The sequence below is a fragment of the Stenotrophomonas sp. 10N36 genome, assembly GCF_056395005.1.
In genome coordinates this window covers 118,806-135,896 of the sequence record NZ_JBFTIS010000004.1, presented here as the reverse complement: position 1 = coordinate 135,896, position 17,091 = coordinate 118,806, and the positions used below count along the sequence as shown (strand labels likewise).

At 66.0% G+C, this 17,091-nt stretch carries 12 protein-coding genes; 6 read left to right on the top strand and 6 right to left on the bottom strand.

Features of this window, described 5'->3' with window-relative positions; all coding sequences use genetic code 11:
* Positions 1-56: 56 nt before the first annotated feature.
* Both AC1DCJ_RS06650 and AC1DCJ_RS06645 read left to right on the top strand, forming a co-directional pair.
* Entirely contained in the window at positions 57-8,768 is an 8,712-nt protein-coding gene (locus tag AC1DCJ_RS06650) for a GH36-type glycosyl hydrolase domain-containing protein (RefSeq protein WP_478070467.1), read from the top strand.
* Positions 8,765-9,025, top strand: a complete 261-nt coding sequence (locus AC1DCJ_RS06645) for a hypothetical protein (protein ID WP_478070466.1) — start codon at positions 8,765-8,767, stop codon at positions 9,023-9,025. The genes AC1DCJ_RS06650 and AC1DCJ_RS06645 overlap by 4 nt, the downstream gene beginning before the upstream one ends.
* A 57-nt stretch (positions 9,026-9,082) precedes the next feature.
* Here AC1DCJ_RS06645 and AC1DCJ_RS06640 read toward each other — a convergent pair whose 3' ends face one another.
* Both AC1DCJ_RS06640 and AC1DCJ_RS06635 read right to left on the bottom strand, forming a co-directional pair.
* The gene (locus AC1DCJ_RS06640; RefSeq protein WP_478070465.1) at positions 9,083-9,430 is read right to left on the bottom strand and encodes a hypothetical protein; all 348 of its coding nucleotides are present in this window, start codon (positions 9,428-9,430) and stop codon (positions 9,083-9,085) included.
* A gap of 114 nt (positions 9,431-9,544) precedes the next feature.
* Entirely contained in the window at positions 9,545-9,769 is a 225-nt protein-coding gene (locus AC1DCJ_RS06635) for a hypothetical protein (protein WP_478070464.1), read from the bottom strand.
* Positions 9,770-9,923: 154 nt separating this feature from the next.
* On the opposite strand from AC1DCJ_RS06635, the gene AC1DCJ_RS06630 reads away from it, so the two are divergent.
* From AC1DCJ_RS06630 to AC1DCJ_RS06620, 3 genes are all read left to right on the top strand, one after another.
* Positions 9,924-10,202, top strand: a complete 279-nt coding sequence (locus tag AC1DCJ_RS06630; protein WP_478070463.1) for a hypothetical protein — start codon at positions 9,924-9,926, stop codon at positions 10,200-10,202.
* Between the two features lie 591 nt (positions 10,203-10,793).
* Positions 10,794-11,516, top strand: a complete 723-nt coding sequence (locus AC1DCJ_RS06625; protein ID WP_478070462.1) for a hypothetical protein — start codon at positions 10,794-10,796, stop codon at positions 11,514-11,516.
* Positions 11,517-11,592: 76 nt separating this feature from the next.
* Positions 11,593-12,552: a hypothetical protein gene (locus AC1DCJ_RS06620; RefSeq protein ID WP_478070461.1), complete on the top strand. Its 960-nt coding sequence runs from the start codon at positions 11,593-11,595 to the stop codon at positions 12,550-12,552.
* A gap of 571 nt (positions 12,553-13,123) precedes the next feature.
* Here the strand turns inward: AC1DCJ_RS06620 and AC1DCJ_RS06615 are convergent.
* The 4 genes from AC1DCJ_RS06615 to AC1DCJ_RS06600 all read right to left on the bottom strand — a co-directional run bounded on the left by AC1DCJ_RS06615 (position 13,124) and on the right by AC1DCJ_RS06600 (position 16,026).
* A complete protein-coding gene (locus AC1DCJ_RS06615) occupies positions 13,124-13,483 on the bottom strand; it encodes a nuclear transport factor 2 family protein (protein WP_478070460.1) in 360 nt (119 codons plus the stop codon).
* 73 nt (positions 13,484-13,556) lie between these two features.
* Positions 13,557-14,255 (bottom strand): hypothetical protein, encoded by a 699-nt coding sequence (locus AC1DCJ_RS06610; protein ID WP_478070459.1) that lies wholly within the window; start codon positions 14,253-14,255, stop codon positions 13,557-13,559.
* Positions 14,256-14,314: 59 nt separating this feature from the next.
* Complete coding sequence (locus AC1DCJ_RS06605; RefSeq protein WP_478070458.1) at positions 14,315-15,175, bottom strand: MBL fold metallo-hydrolase; 861 nt, start codon at positions 15,173-15,175, stop codon at positions 14,315-14,317.
* Positions 15,172-16,026 carry an MBL fold metallo-hydrolase gene (locus AC1DCJ_RS06600; RefSeq protein WP_478070457.1) on the bottom strand — a complete coding sequence of 285 codons (855 nt, stop codon included), beginning with the start codon at positions 16,024-16,026 and terminating at the stop codon, positions 15,172-15,174. The genes AC1DCJ_RS06605 and AC1DCJ_RS06600 overlap by 4 nt, the downstream gene beginning before the upstream one ends.
* 101 nt (positions 16,027-16,127) lie before the next feature.
* Between AC1DCJ_RS06600 and gcvA the strand changes: the two genes are divergently transcribed.
* Entirely contained in the window at positions 16,128-17,069 is a 942-nt protein-coding gene (gcvA, locus tag AC1DCJ_RS06595) for a transcriptional regulator GcvA (RefSeq protein ID WP_478070456.1), read from the top strand.
* Positions 17,070-17,091 lie beyond the last annotated feature (22 nt).

Here is a 17,091-nt window from a genome sequence, read left to right as displayed (position 1 = left end):
ACCACGCCACCCCGAATGCAACTATGCAAGGACGCGACCTCCCCCCTCGGTAAACCATGCCCCACTTTCGCCGTCTTTTTGGTCGTTGGCTCCGCCTGCGTCGTCTTGTCCGTTGGCGCTGGCGTGAGCGCCAGGCCTCGGTCCCGGCCATCGAAGCCACCGAGGTCCCACTGCGGGCTGCGCTGTACAGCGTTGAACAGATGGAGGTGTACGGCCGCGCGCTTGCGCGCCAGCATCGGGTGCGGATGCGACCCGGCGCAGAGCGCCTGCTAGATCGCCTGCAGGCCAACGAACGTGTCCTGGAAGACGCCAACACGCTGCTCAGCAACGTAGTGCGCGAACAGCGGCCGGTGACCCCGGCCGGGGAATGGCTGCTCGACAATTACTACCTGATCCAGGAACAGATCCAGACCGCGCGCCGCCACCTGCCACGCGGCTACAGCCGGCAGCTGCCGTCGCTTGTCGCCGGCCCCTCGGCCGGGTTGCCGCGGGTGTATGAGCTGTCGATGCAGGCCATCGCGCATGGGGATGGCCGGATTGACGGCGATACGCTGGGCCGCTTCATCGCCTCGTACCAGTCGCTCGCGCCGCTGAGCCTGGGCGAACTGTGGGCCGTTCCCATCATGCTGCGTCTGGCCCTGCTGGAGAATCTGCGGCGTATGGCCGCACGGGTGATGCGCGACGGGACGGACCGTGGCCTGGCGGCCCAATGGGCGGACAACCTCAATCGCGCGGCGTCCGACACCCCGACCGATGTCGTCCTGGTGGTGGCCGACATGGCACGCTCCGAGCCGCCTTTGACCGGCGCGTTCATCGCCGAGCTGACCCGCTCGCTGCAGGGGCGCGGCGGCGCGTGGGCCATGCCCGTCGCCTGGCTGGAACAGTGGGCCGCCGCGGCTGGGCAGCGCATCGACGAACTGGTCGCCGCCGAGGGGCAGCAGCAAGCGGCCGATCAGGTCTCCATCGGCAACAGCATCGGCAGCCTGCGTTTTCTGTCCACGATGGATTGGCGCACCTTTGTCGAAGATATGAGCGTGGTCGAGCAGCGGCTGCAGGAGGACCCCATGGGCGTCTATCCGCAGATGGATTTCGGCACCCGCGACGCCTATCGCCATGTCGTAGAGAAGATTGCGCGCGGTAGCCGCGTCGCCGAAGAGCGCGTTGCGACCATCGCGCTGGACCTGGCACGGGCCGCTGAGCCGCTCGATGGGCCACGTACGCACGTGGGCTATTGGCTCGTCGGCGAAGGCGTGAACACCACCGTGGACGCGGTGGCCGAGGCAGCACCGCGCCACCGCAAGGCCCGGCTACGGGCGCATCGCGTGCCCCTTGCCCTGTACCTGCTGCCGATCGCCCTGCTGGCGGTGGTGGCCACCGCTGGCCTGCTGGCATCGGGCAGTGGCGCGGTGCCCGTGTGGCTGGCCGCGCTGTTCGGGCTGCTGGTGTTCAGCGAGCTGGGCATCGTCCTGGTGAACTGGACCGCGACGGTGTTGGTCACCCCCAGGCCGCTGCCGAAGCTCGATTTCAGCGAAGGCATCCCTGTGGCCTGCTCCACCGTGGTCGCGGTCCCCTCGATGCTGTCCAGCATCGACGGCATCGATGTCCTGACCGAAGCGCTGGAGGTCCGCTTCCTGGCCAACCGCGATCCTCAGCTGCGCTTCGTGCTGCTGACGGACTTCCTCGACGCCGCGGCCGCCGAGACGCCGACGGACGACACCCTGCTCGCGCACGCCGTGGAGCGCATCGAGGAACTGAACAGCCGCTACGCGGCCGAGCGCGGCGATCGCTTCTACCTGCTGCACCGCCCCAGGCAATGGAACCCGGGTGAAGGGGTGTGGATGGGACACGAGCGCAAGCGCGGCAAGCTGGCAGCGCTCAATGCCCTGCTCCGCCAAGGCGATGCGGCCGCGTTCATGCGCACCGTCGGTGACACGGCGGCCTTGGTCGGGGTCCGCTACGTCATCACCCTGGATTCGGACACGCAGCTTCCGCGGGATGCCGCACGCGCCTTCGTCGCCACGTTGGCGCACCCGCTCAACCGCCCGCGCTTCGATCCGGCGCTGCAACGCGTGGTGGAGGGCTACGGCATCCTGCAGCCCAGCGTCGGCACCAGTCTGGGCACGCGCCGCACCTCTCGGTTTGCCCGGATGTTCGGCAGCGAGCCCGGCATCGATCCGTACTCGCGCATGGTCTCGGATGTCTACCAGGACCTGTTCGACGAAGGCTCGTTCGTGGGCAAGGGCATCTATGACGTCGAAGCGTTCGAGCATGCGCTCGAGGGCCGCCTGCCAGAGAATCGCATCCTCAGCCACGACCTGCTGGAAGGCTGCTATGCACGCGCCGGCCTGGTCAGCGACGTGCGCCTGTACGAGGACTACCCCGAACGCTACGCCGCCGACGCCAAGCGCCGTGCGCGCTGGATCCGCGGCGACTGGCAGCTGTTGCCCTGGTTGATGCCGTGGACACCGCGCCCGGGATCGGGATGGGAACGCAACCGGCTCAGCCTGCTGTCGCGCGGCAAGTTGCTGGACAACCTGCGCCGGAGCCTGGTGCCGATCGCCGCCTTGGCCTTGCTGGTGGCGGGTTGGCTGTATGCCGAAAACCCGGCTGCGTGGACGGCATGGGTGCTGGCGCTGTGGTTCGCGCCGCCGCTGATCGGCATGCTGCGCGATGCGCTGAGCGTTCCGGACGACACGCCGCTGGAAGCGCACTACATCATGGTCGGGCGCGGCACGCTGCAGTCGTTGCTGCGCGCGGCCACCCAGGTCGCGTGTCTGCCCTACGAAGCGTTGCTGGCCGGTGGCGCGGTGCTGCGCACGCTCTGGCGCATGACCGTCACCCGCCGCCATCTGCTGCAATGGAACCCCTCCAGCGAAGTCGAGCGCCGCCTCGGTAGCGACCGCGGCGCGGAATGGCGGGTGATGGCGCCGGCGTCGGTGCTGGCGGTTGCGCTGGCGGCGGTCGTGGCCAGCGTGGCTCCGCACGCGCTGCCGGTCGCCCTGCCCCTGCTGCTGGCGTGGACCTTCGCGCCCGCGTTGATGGCATGGCTGGGCCGGCCGCCGGCCGCGAGCGTGGCCGAACTGTCCGTGACCCAGCGGGCGTTCCTCGGCCGGCTGGCGCGGCGCACCTGGTCGTTCTTCCAGGCGTGGGTGCGCGAGCAGGATCACTGGCTGCCGCCGGACAATATCCAGGAGCACCCGACGCTGGTGGTGGCGCGGCGCACCTCGCCGACCAACATCGGCCTGTCCCTGCTGGCCAATCTGTCCGCGTGGGATTTCGGCTGGCTCCAGCTGGGCGCGGTCGCGGAACGTACCGCCCTCACCTTCGATACGCTGGACCAGCTGCCGCGCCACCGCGGCCACTTCCTGAACTGGTACGACACCGAAACCCTGGCGCCGCTGCAGCCGCGCTACGTCTCCACCGTGGACAGCGGCAACCTGGCCGGCCACCTGCTGACGCTGCGCCAAGGCCTGCTCGCGCTGGTGGACGCGCCGGTGCTGGCGCCGCACACGTTCGACGGCCTGGCCGATACGCTCGGGGTGCTGGAAGAGGAGCGGCAACGCCATCGCCCCGCTGACGCGACACTGGGCGAGGCGCTCAACCACCTTCGCCAGCGCCTGGCATCAACGCGTACCGACCACCTCCGTGGGACCGCGCAGCTGCTCGCCCGGTTGCAGGAGCTGGCCGGTCTGGCCGACGCCGTGCTGGCGCAATGGCCGGCACCGGAGTCGCCGGAAGAAGGTGCGCTGCACTGGCCCGCCCTGTTCGCTGCCGAATGCCATGCCGCCCACGCGACACTCGCCGACCTCCCTGCCGATGCCGGCGGGGACGAGGAGGCGCCAGTACCCAGCCTGCGCCACCTGGCCGCCCTGCCCGGTTCCGCCGGTGCGGACGCGCGCGTGCGCATCGAGCAGCTGCAGGCGCTGGCGCACCGCGCCGGGCAGTTCTCGCTGATGGAGTACGGGTTCCTGTTCTACCGTACCCGCAACCTGCTCTCGATCGGCTACAACGTCGACGACCATCGCCTCGACAACAGCTTCTACGACCTGCTGGCGTCCGAAGCGCGGCTGTGCGCCTTCGTCGCCATCGCCCAAGGGCAGTTGTCACAGGAGAGCTGGTTCGCGCTCGGGCGGATGCTCACCGAGGTCAACGGCACGCCGACGCTGTTGTCATGGAGTGGCTCGATGTTCGAGTACCTCATGCCGCAGCTGGTGATGCCCAGCTATCCGGATACGCTGCTCGACCAGACCGCGCGACATGCGGTCGAGGCGCAGATCGTCTACGGCCGCAGCTTGAACCTGCCATGGGGCGTGTCCGAGTCGGGCTACAATGCTGCCGATGCCCGCCTGAACTATCAGTACCGTGCGTTCGGCGTGCCGGGGTTGGGTCTGAAGCGCGGCCTGGGCCAGGATCGGGTGATCGCGCCCTATGCCAGCATGATGGCGCTGATGGTGGCGCCGGAGGCGGCGTGCCAGAACCTCCAGGCACTCGAAGGTCTCGGGTTCTCCGGGCGCTTCGGTATGTACGAAGCAATCGACTACACCCCCGCCCGGGTGCCGCCGGGGCAGGATCACGTTCTGCTGCGTTCGTTCATGGCCCACCACCAGGGCATGGGCCTGCTGTCGCTGGATTACCTGTTGCGCGACCAGCCGATGCAGCGCCGTTTCGTTGCCGATACCGAGTTCCAGGCCACCTTGCTGCTACTGCAGGAACGTATTCCGCGCATCGGCGTGTTCCATCCGCATGAGGTCGAAGCCCTGGGCGAGCACTCGGCCATGGCCGAGCACGAGACCTCCCTGCGCGTCCTGCGCGACCCGGCGGGCCCGCGCCCGGAAGTGCAGCTGCTTTCCAACGGCCGCTACCACGGCATGCTGACCCATGCCGGCGGCGGCTACAGCCGCCACGGCGACCTGTCGCTCACCCGCTGGCGCGAAGACGGCACCACCGATGCCTGGGGGTCGTTCTGCTACCTGCGCGACGTGGACAGCGGCGAGTTCTGGTCTGCTGCCTACCAGCCCACCTGCGTGGCGCTGGACCATTACGAGGCGATCTTCTCCGACGCCAAGGCAGAGTTCCGCGGTGCCCGCCGCGGCTGCGAGAGCCATCTGCAGGTCGCCATTTCCGCCGAGGACGACATCGAGCTCAGGCGCCTGCGCCTGACCAACCGCGGCCGTCGCCAACGCACGGTGGAAATCACCACCTATGCCGAAGTGGTGCTGGCACCCGCAGCGTCGGACGACGCGCATCCGGCCTTCAGCAACCTCTTCGTGCAGAGCGAGATCCTGGCCGCCAAGCAGGCCGTGCTCTGCACGCGCCGGCCCCGTTCGCACGACGAAGTGCCACCGTGGATGTTCCATCTGGTCGCGGTGCATGACGCCGAGGTCGTGTCGATCTCCTACGAAACCGACCGTGCGCGCTTCCTGGGCCGTGGCAACACGCCGCGGACGCCGCAGGCGTTGACCACCGATATCGACCTCTCCGGCACGGACGGCTCGGTGCTCGACCCGATCGTGGCCATCCGCGTGCGGGTGGTGCTGGAGCCCGAGCAGACCGTGCAGTTGGACATGGTGTTTGGCATCGGCGCCGACCGCACCGGGTGCGAGGCGATGGTCGACAAGTACCGGGATCGCCGCCTGGCAGACCGCGTCTTTGACCTGTCCTGGACACACAGTCAGGTGGTGCGCCGGCAGATCAACGCCAGCCAGGCCGAGGCCTCGCTGTACGAGCGACTGGCCAGCCACGTGCTGTATGCCAATCCGCTGCTGCGCGCCGGCGACGCCGTCCTGCAGCAGAACCAGCGCGGGCAATCCGGGCTGTGGGGCCATGCCATCTCGGGCGACCTGCCCATCGTGCTGCTCAAGGTCACCGACGCGGAGAACGTGGAACTGGTCAGGCAGCTGGTGCAGGCGCATGCGTATTGGCGCCAGAAGGGACTCAACACCGACCTGGTGATCTGGAACGACAGCAAGGCCGGCTATCGGCAGGAACTGCAGGACCAGATCCTGGGGATGGTGGCCGCCAGTTCGGAGACGGGCCTGCTCGATCGCCCCGGCGGCATTTTCGTGCGGCCGGTGCAGAACATGAGCCACGAGGACCGCGTTCTGCTGCAGGCGGTGGCACGGGTGGTGCTCAGCGACGAGGACGGCACGCTGGCGGCGCAGGTGGGGCGCCAGCCGCTGCCTGTACGACGCATTCCGGCCCTGGTGCCGCAGGCGGAGCAGCAGGAGCTGGCCCTGGCGATGGACGCGACGCCCGGGCTGCCCGTCGTCGCCGACCCGGGGCCCGAACCCGGCCTGCCCCCGGGCGTTGAGCACGACGAAGAGCTGGACGACCCGTGGCCGTTCCTTCCGTACCGCGGCGCTGGCCGATTCGACAACGGCACCGGCAGTTTCAGCGAGGATGGCCGCGAGTACGTGGTGGTGGTACGCGAAGGTGCCCCGACGCCGGCCCCGTGGGCGAACGTGATCGCGAACGCCCGCCTGGGCACGGTCGTCAGCGAAAGTGCACCGGGCTATACCTGGTTTGAAAACGCACACGAATTCCGCTTGACGCCGTGGCTCAACGATCCGGTGTCCGATACCGGCGGCGAAGCCTTCTACGTGCGCGATGAGGACACCGGCCGTGTCTGGTCGCCGATGCCGCTGCCATGCCGGGGCACCGGGGCGTACCGTACCCGCCATGGCTTCGGCTACACGGTTTACGAGCACATCGAAGACGGCATCGCCAGCGAGTTGTGGGTCTTCGTCGATGTCAACGCACCGCTGAAGTTCTCGGTCCTGCGCTTGCACAACCTCTCGGGCCGGCCGCGGCGGCTGTCGGCCATCGGCTACGTGGAGTGGGTCATGGGTGACCTGCGCCCGAAGTCGCGCATGCACGTGGTCACCGAACGCGACCCGCAGACCGGGGCGCTGCTGGCGCGCAACAGCTACAGCACCGAGTTCGGCGGCCGGATGGCCTTCTTCGACACCGATGCCGAGGGCTGCGGCTGGACCTGCGACCGCCTGGAGTTCATCGGCCGCAACGGCGGCCTGCACGCACCTGCGGCGTTGCGTCGCGAGCGTCTGGATGCACGGTCCGGTGCGGGCATGGATCCCTGCGCGGCGATCCAGGTGCCGCTGGAGCTGGCGCCGGGTGATCGCAGTGAAACCACGTTCCGCCTTGGCGCGGGGCGCGACCGCGAGGAAACGCTGGCGTTGGCACGAAGCCGCCAGGGCAATCAGGAGGCCATCGATGCACTGGACGCCGTGCGCATCCACTGGCGCAATGTGCTGGCCACGGTGCAGGTACGCACGCCGGACCCGGCGTTCGACGCACTGGCCAATGGCTGGCTGGTCTACCAGACCCTGGGCTGCCGCTACCTGGCACGCAGTGGCTACTATCAGTCCGGCGGCGCGTTCGGCTTCCGCGACCAGCTGCAGGACGCGCTCGCCCTCGTTCACGCGCGCCCGGACCTGACCCGCGAACACCTGCTGCTCTGCGCGGCCCACCAGTTCACCGAAGGCGATGTGATGCACTGGTGGCACCCGCCGCAAGGTCGCGGCGTGCGCACCCGCTGCTCGGACGACTATCTGTGGCTGCCGCAGGGCGCATGCCGCTACCTGGAGGTCACCGGCGACGCCAGCGTGCTGGACGAAGTGGTTGGCTTCATCGAGGGGCGCGCGGTGACCCCGGAAGAGGAAGGCTACTACGACATGCCCACCCTTTCGGCACAGCGCGGGACACTGTATACGCACTGCGTCGTCGCGCTGGAGCGCGGGTGCCGGTTGCTCGGCGAACGTGGGCTTCCGTTGATGGGGAGCGGCGATTGGAACGATGGCATGAACCGCGTCGGCGACCAGCAGCGCGGTGAAAGTGTGTGGCTCGGGTTCTTCCTGCATGACACGCTTCGTCGCTTCATCGGGCTGGCCAACGCGCGTGGCGATGCCGCCCGTGCGCAATGGTGCGAAGAACAGGCCGAACGCCTGCGCCAGAACCTGGAACAGCATGCCTGGGACGGCGCGTGGTATCGCCGCGCCTGGTTCGACGACGGCGCCATGTTGGGCTCGTCACAGAATCAGGAGTGCCGCATCGATTCGATCTCCCAGAGCTGGTCGGTGCTGTCGGGCGTGGCCGGGCCTGAGCGTGCCAGCCAAGCGCTGGATTCGCTATACACGCATCTGGTGCGAAAGGACGCCAAACTGATCCAGCTCCTCGACCCGCCCTTCGACCAGACCACCGAGGACCCCGGCTACATTCGGGGTTACGTCCCGGGCGTGCGCGAGAATGGCGGCCAGTACACCCACGCGGCGGTGTGGGCGGCGATGGCATTCGCCCAACAGGGCGATGCGGTGCGTGCCTGGGAGCTGGCCGGCATGATCAACCCCCTGAACCACACGCTGGACGCCGAGGCGGTCCAGACCTACCGCGTCGAACCCTATGTGTTGGCCGCCGATGTCTACGCCGTGTCGCCGCACGTCGGGCGAGGCGGCTGGACGTGGTACACCGGGTCGGCCGGGTGGATGTATCGCCTGCTGGTGGAATCCCTGCTCGGCATCCGTCGCGACGGTGATCGTCTTTCGCTTGAACCTTGCCTGCCCGATCACTGGCCGTCGTTCGAATTGAGCTACCGCTTCGGGCGCAGCCTGTACGAGTTCGTGGTGACCCGCACCGCGCAGGGTCAGCCGACCCTGCATGTGGATGACGTCCTGCAGCCGGACCTCACCGTCCTGCTCCGCGACGACGGCCATTACTACCGTGTCGCGCTTGATCTGGGTGCACCTCCGGGATGAACGTTCGTCCCGAGATACAGGTGCAACTTGATGCGCTGGGCGACACGCTGGACCACTGGGTGGCGCGCGTGCGCCACCCAGCGCAATTCTGGCCGCAGTTTGAACAGCTGAGTGGCGAGATTCTTGACCAATGCGAGAACGCGGAGAGCGACCATGCGCGCGCATGCATCCACGCCATGCTGGAACGCCACGCACTGGGGCTCCCGCCCTGGCACGAGCGCGACGACCCTCTGCCGCCGGGCACGCCAGAAGAGTGATGGCCAGTAGCGCTACGCTGGCGTAACGCCGTCTCGCCCCGCGCCGGGCTTCTGCACCTACGCCTCCAGCAGCGCGACATAGGTATCCAGCCGTATGCGCCGGCCGATCAACACCCAGCCCATTAGATACAGCAGGGTCATCGCAAAGATAAGCAGCGCACCTACCCAGCCAACGTCGAACACGGCTCCCCAATCGCCCCACTTCCAGCCACGGAACTGCAGATACAGCGCAACCAGCAGCGGGAACGGCCCGACGCGTTGCAGCCCGCCATACATGAGCCCCATGCGATCAATCATTTGGGTTCGCAGGCTGCTGACATACCTGAGGCGCTGCTTGCGAAGGATTCTGGCGAACTGGCAGAGATCGGCAACGACGGCCTGCCAGTGCGCAAAGTTGCTGTCCATCTCCCGGGCATGCGACAGCCTTGGCTGACTGTACTGGCGGATCTCCCTGCGCGCCGCGAGGAGACCGCCCAGTGCAAACCCGGAAAGCTCCAGCAGCAGACAAGCAGCGATTAGTCACGCCCCACGTGGAAGCCATTCGGTCGGGAGGAAGACGGTCAGGATGCCAATGCCCGCCGCCGCCATGCCCGCCCGGAATGACCATTTCTCCACCCTGCCCGCCTTCGGGTGGATGCCGTGATCGACCAGCCCCTGTACCAGTTGATGGAGGCACTGGAACGACAGCGCCTCCTTGACTTGCGGCTGCGGCGAACCCCGCCCCGCCCGTGCATGCAACTCCATTGCTGTTCCTCTGGCACGTCGGCCCCTGTACCGATCCACGCATCCTAGCGTGAAGCGCGCGCCTGCGCCTGCCGTTTCTCCGCCCGCCGACCACGGCCTCTTAACCCGCCCGCCCTATGTTGGACGCCTGTTCCATTCTGCAAGGAAGTGCTTCATGACCAAGCTCCAAACTCTGTTGATCGCGGGTTGCCTGATTGGGTTCAGTGCGGTTGCGTCGGCTGAAACCGTGAATCTCACCAACAGCGCCCACGGCGCCAACCGCGATGCCGGCATCACGGTGGTAAAGAAGAAACTGCGGGACGCGTGCACCGACCGCAAGGGCTCGCCCGACGCGGCGTCGTTCGAGGTGGTCTTCGAGAAGACCAGCGACAACCCGAACGTACCCAAGCCGTACTACTTGGACGGCGAAATGAAATGCGAGCTGCCCGGCTGAGACGACGATCCCGTCCCCTACCCCCGATAGACCTCCATCGAGGCAGCAAAGCTGCGCTGCGGTGCTCGATACTCACAGGAGCATCGGCTGCCTCAGGCTCATCCAGGGTGAACATGATACCGCTGGATTTCGTCTGCACATACGGCCGGCTGTCCGGTTCGATGCCCAGCGCCCGTATCCGCCGCTCATACGACGCGAGGCACGGAAGACGATGGCAATCCCGCGCAGTAAACGAATCACCACAAACCAGATTAGGTGTCGATGGCGTTGAGAACGATCTTGAGTCTCTCCGCCACTACGTTCTTCAAGTCCTTGGCCATCCCGGTTCAAGCGCGAGGGCGATTGGATCTTCAGTTTTGGTGCGAAGCTGCGTGAGCTCTGAGCGACCGGAGTAGACAATGCGCCTTGAACACGGCAGCATGCGGGCTGCGTTCGGGGGAGCGCATGCGGCTGTCGAGCATGTTTCCAATCACTCCGGCATGCACGAACACGTGTCCGCCTTCCGAACTCGAGTCGATGGGTGCCATCGATAGAGGCTGAGCTAGAAGGTCTGGTGTCCGCTTATCACATCGTCTAATGACCGGGGTTTTCATGGATAGAAAGCTTTTGTGTGCAGTACTTCTGGTACTTGTTTTCTCGATGATTCCTCGTGGGACGCATGCCGGAACCACATTCAATTGCTCCAGCATACCAGGCGGCAAAGTCACAGTTGACGGCGTGATGCATCAGATGCCCGACATGATGGACTGTGAATTCCAGGATGACGGCCTGGGTGGCGGGTATGAAGGGGGCGGAGACTGGGGGTACGGCGGTGGCGGCGGCACTCCACAGCTCGATCTCGTAGATCGCGGCTTGTCTCCAAAGCTGGAGTGCGCCTTATCCAACTATCTTCATAGCGATGTCAAACTCGGCGCGGGACGTAGTATGAAGCGAGTCAACGCGTACGCGTTCGGGAAGAAGAATGCCTCTGATGTCTGGGGGTATGAGTTCCGAGCCACGGCCACACCGCCATCCGGTTCAGGGTGGGTGCCCATCGCCGGGATTACATCTCCCGGCACTGCATATGGGCGGATGTACAACCAGGCATTTCAGGGTGGAAACTATTCCCTAAGCGGGTTTCGCGCAGGTCATCCCGACAATTCCATTAATGGAACCATGACGGCGTTTGAGAAATTTCTCTATGTCGCGGGGCACGAGGCAAGTCATTTGCGCGGAAACGCGAAAAATGAGGAGCTTGCGGACTGGTATGGCATCAATGCCGTTTCGAATTACAGAAATGATAAGGGCGCAAAGTGTGCTGGCCACTCGAATTGAGTCGATGCCGGGACGACTGGGCGTTGGGCTTGTGAGGTAACAAAGCCATTTCCGCTGGGCCCTTGAGGATTGCAACATGCATTACGTAAAGCAGATTTCATCGGTGGTTGTCGTTGCTGCAGTAGTGGGCGTTTGCGCGTGGCAATGGCGTCACCACGATAAACCCGCCACTGCGCAACCGGCGGCTTTAGCACGCACAGCCAATGCTGTGGCTGAGGGCCACGCGTCAGCAGGTGCGGATTCCGCCGGGAAGGATGCCAGCAAATGGGCACGACGCCGGGAAGCTACGCGCGCATCCCGCGACCTGGACACCGTGGTGAGGGCGTACAAGGAGGCCAACGACTGCCTGCTGTACCATTCCGCGCGCCATGAAGTGGATGCACTGCTGGAGGGGAAGCAATGGAATTCGCTTTCCAGCGAAACGCTGGCGACGCTTGAGGCGATGGACGCCAGCGCGTCCAGAGTGCTCTCAACGGTAAAGACGTTGGACGCGTTCTGCAGCGGCTCTGATCCGCAGGCATTGGCTGAGGCATCGTCGGCCGCCGTGTTTGATGCCGCCGTACGCGGGAATCCGGATGCGGAAGTGTGTTTTGTGATGAGTGGGATATCGGCCTCGGACGGGTCGGAATCCGCGTCGTTCGTTAAGTCGCTGGTGGACAGATACGTGGCGTACGCGCCTGTGTTCAGCCAAAAGGCGCTTGAACGGGGTGACCCCCGCGTTGCGGTGAGGGCGCTGGGCAGGTATGCGGCCTCTCCTGCGGTCCATCCGTCCTGGCGTGATGCCGTACCGAAGGCGGACCCCGTCCTGACCTGGCGGGGGGCGCGCCTCGCGTCGCTGCGAAGCTTGCCGGGACAGCGCGAACGCATTGAGTACAACCTGGCCGAACTCAGAAAGCTGGGCGTACTATCGCCAACCCAGATAGCCCAGGCAGACGCATGGGCGGCAGCGACGTTTGCCCGGGAGTTTTCAGGTCAGGCGCCCATCAATGTTGACGCAGCGGAACAGTGCTATTCCTCACCCGGGCTGGCACCGTAAAACTCGGCTCGGCAACAGCACTCCCCTACCCCGGATGAGACCTCCATCGAGGCGGCGAAGCTGCGCGGCGGCGAACGGTACGCAACCACAGGGGCATCGGCTGCCGCAGGCTCATTCAAGGTGAGCATGTTCCCGCCGGGCTTGGTGTGCACATACAGCCCGGTGCCCGGCTCGATGCCCAGCGGGTGTATCCAGAACCCACGCAGCTTCAGGCACGGGATGGGCGGACAGCCTCGGCAGGTTTGCAGGCCGTCGTGGTTGAGTGTGTTGGTGAGGATGCTTCTTGGGGGTGCGCCACCAGAGCTTCTGCCTGGCCGCGGTGCCGGTGGCTGGGCCACCGATACTGCTGGCAGTCGAAGGGCGTGGTGGTCTTCGACATGGAGTTGTGCGCCGCCTTCGGAGCGGCAGGCGTGGGCCGAGGCGCAGGCCCCGTAGCCGTGTGAATCTGTGCAGCCGCCGCCGATGAAACCAATAAACCGACGACAAGCAACGCCAGGCGTACGTCCATGTAGCCTCATGTTCTCCTTCGTGCCGATTCTGCACGGATTCGAGGAAGGTTCGCATAGGCCCGTTATTCGCTGATCGCCGACACACTGCCGGCAACCACGCGCCAACCGCCCTCTTTCTGCACCCAGGTGCGCAGATAAAGGAACCGGCCAGAAAATGGCTCTCCCATGAGCGTGCCAGACAGCGCAGCAGTTACCACAGTGATGCATGTCGAACCGTCCAAACGCACCTCCACAGCAAGCCAGTCCGCTTGAGACATGCGTTGCGCCCCCGAGCGGTGCAGCTGCAGGTCATCCGCCTTGGTATAAATGCCGCCCCCTGGCCCGACGAACACTAGGTCGTCATCAATCAGGACGTCCAGCTCCGCCACATCGCTGTGCAGCATGGCAACGCGAAGCCGCTCTTCATATTCTTCAATCTGCATGTGCGTCAGCTCTCCTGATAGCGCCCCATCCCCAAGTGCCGTGCAACACCCCTGGCCCGTTTCAGTACCAGACCTAGTGCGCCTTCGCCAGTTCCGCATCCGCCTCTGGCGCCAGGGTGTGAATCACCTCCCCTTGCGCGTTGAGGAACTCGATGGCGCCGTAGCCCTCTTCGGTCACCGTCAGCCGCAGGCGTGTCTTGTCCGCTTTGTCGTTCAACGCGATCGCGGGGGTACCGTCAGCACCCACCACCATGCGGATCCGCGTGGACGTCTTGACCCCGGGAACCAGGCGGTTGCCGAGGGCAGGCTCGCGCAGCAGTGGCGGCGCCTGGTTGATCGAGAACGCCACCTCGCCGTCCGGCGAGACGCGCCAGCCGATGGCATCCATCGCCGGGTGATCCAGGGCCAGAACGGCCATCCCCCCGGCCACATCGGCGGTGCCGAAGCCGCCCCGCTCGCTGCCCTTGTCGTCGTAAAGCACCAGCCCGGCGACGTTGAATGCCCGTCGGTATTGGATCCCGTCGATGATGGGGGCCGGCGTCCGGCCTGAAAGGGTCATGCGGATCACCCCGTTCTCGTCGACGATATCGATGCGTTGGGCAGTGATTCGATCATGGTCAGGCGTGGCGACCGTTGTCTCCGGACGGCGGGACTCGATGATGCGCTGCAGCGCACCCAACGAGGGTCGCGACGGCCCTGAATCCTCCGTCGCATGGGACAGGGGACTGACAAAGATCGAGGCAATGAAAGCAGCGAGGGCAAGGTTCTTCATGCAGGTTCCCGTGGCGGTGAGTGGCTTCTGGCTGGGCGCTTCGACGTTGCGGCAGGACCTCACCGCCACGCCACCCACGCCCCCGGCTGCACTGACTGGACCTCGATGGCCGTCCCCCGCGCCACCCGGATCAGGGCGCCAAGAGGATCGTCCACTTCCTGGTACGCATCAACGCCCGAGATGCCGTAATGAATCGGCACCACAGTACGTGCGCCCAGCACGGTGGCGGCGGCGATGGCCTGCTCGGGCGTCAGGACGCCGGGCTGCCCGCTGACCGGCGTGCGCCATCCGAACCTGGCACCATTGATGGGCAGGAACGCCACGTCGAAGGGCCCGAACTGACGGCCGATCTTCCACCAATGGCCGTGCCACATCGTGTCTCCCCCATGGAATACCCGCCGGCCCGCGGCCGACACTACCCAGGACACCTGAGTATCGCCGTATCCGTCCGAGGCGGGTACCGCCGTGGCGGTGAAGTCACCCAGCAACTGCGGCTCCCAAAGCGGTGCGGGCCGTGCCCGGGCGCCTCCAGGGACGGGAAGCGGATGGGTCCCCTCGGGGTAGATCAAGCTCCCGCCGTTCCGCAGCGCCTGCGCCACCGCCCCGGCGTCGAAGTGGTCCGAGTGGACGTGCGTCAGCAATACCGTCGTGTCGCCGATTCCGCCCTCAATGGGAACCAGGACATCGGGCAGCGCCCTGCCCCACTCTGCGGCGTTGGTCAGGGGATCGATGAACAAGGTTGCGCCTGGCAGCTGCAGGCGAATGCCCGCCCACGCAAGCCGCTGAATCCGCAGGTCGTCCAACGCTGACCGTGCGACGGCGTGGGGGACCGGCAACAGTGCGGCCGTGGCGCCAGCGGCGAGGCCGGAAAGAAAGACGCGGCGGCCCATGCGTGCGCCCTCTGGCACGTCGCCGCTCATGCGACATCCGCCGAACCGGCCAGGTAGGTGTCCAGCTCAAAGATGCCTTGGACTTGAATGGCCTCCAGGTTGCCCAGATGCCACGCCGTTTCGAACGCGCTTGCCTCGACGCCGGGCGCCAGGCAATCTCCGATCCGAATGGCAGCCAACCGGGACGCCAGCGATGCACCCTCGCCTTGCGCGCGTATCGCCACCACGCTCTGGCGGATCCGGTCCAGGTAGTGCAGTGCGTTGTCGAGCACGGCGGCATCAAAGCAGCCCATGTGCCCGCCGACGACGGTGCCGCGCCCGAACTGCTTCACCCGACCAATGGCCGTTCGAATCTGGACGGGGTCGGCCTTTGAGAGGTAGACGATGTTGCCCACGATGTTGTCGCCGATGCAGACCAGGTCGGCGGTGGGAACATCGACGCTGATGTGATCCATCGTCTTGCCGGGATTGTGCAGCAGGCGTAGCTCGTGGCTGCCCCAGCGGATACGCATCGCGCTGTCGAACACAACCTGCGGCTCGCGGTAGAACGCGTCGACACGGCGGTTCTGTGACAGGAAGGTGTGCCGGTAGTTGCGGTGCGCGATGACCATGGCATCGGGGAAGATCGAGAGCCCCGCGATGTGGTCGCTCATGAAATGGGTGGCGACGATGACGCGCACCGTCTTCCCCAGCTCGTCGCAGATCAGCACGCGCAACGCCGCCGCGTCCGCCGCACTTCCCAGTGCATCCACCAGCAGCGCGTCATTGCCATCGAGGAACACGGTTGCAACGGAGTGGTGGTCCTCGCCGACGCACAAGAACACGTCCGGACCCAGCGGTTTCAGATGCACAGCGGCTTCCCGTTGAATGGAGGCCGCCATGATTGACGGGTGCGCAGACGCCGACAAACGAGAAGATTTGACCTTCAGATTACTAAAACTAACCTGATAAGATCGGTTACCCGTGCTGGTAGGAACGCCTGATGAAGCCACGCCACGCCCCTCCCTTGAATGCGTTGAGAGCGTTTGAGGCCGCAGCCCGATCCCTCAGCTTCCAGAAGGCCGCTACCCAGTTGTTTGTTACACCGGCGGCGGTGAGTCACCAGATGAAACGACTTGAAGCCTACCTGGGCACCGAGCTCTTCGAGCGCGGCCACCGGGCGGTGACGCTCACAACGCAGGGCGCCACCCTTGCGGCGTCCCTCGCCGAGGTTTTCGGGATGCTCGATCTTGCGCTGGACCGAGCCGCACCGGCGGAACCCGGCCATCTGCGTGTCAGCACCATGGAGTCGTTCGCCGCGAAATGGCTGGCGCCCCGGCTTCATCGGTTCCACGAGGCGCACCCGGATATCCACGTGCGGGTGCTGACCACCGATCAGCTGGTCGACGTTGGCCAGGAGCAGGTTGATGTCGCGATCCGGTACGGCCTGGGGACATACCCGGGCGTGCAGGTTGAGAAATTGATGGACGCCCCGGTGTTTCCGGTGTGCGCTCCGGGCACGTCACGGAAGTATGGAACGCCGATTGCATCGCCCGCCGATCTCGCCCATGTCGCGTTCATCCACGATCAAAGCGCTGAGGGACGGCCGGGCGTTCCCGACTGGGCGGCCTGGCTGCACGCGGCTGGCCTGCAGGGCATATCCGCCGACGCCGGCCCCGTGTTTCCCAGCATCTATCTAGCCCAGGAGGCAGCGATCCACGGGCACGGCGTTGCGTTGGGGTTGGCGCCCTTGGTGGAGGACGATCTGCACCGGGGACGCCTTGTGAGGCCCGTTGAGAACCATCTTCCCAACGCCTATGCGTTCTGGATCATCCGACCCTCAAAGGGTCAGCGCCAGGCAGCGACGGACGCGTTCTGCAGCTGGATACACGCCGAGGCCTCAACCTGCCCTACCCTGGGGCTGGATGCACGCCATCGCCCCTGAGACATCGGGGGCCACGGTTCCG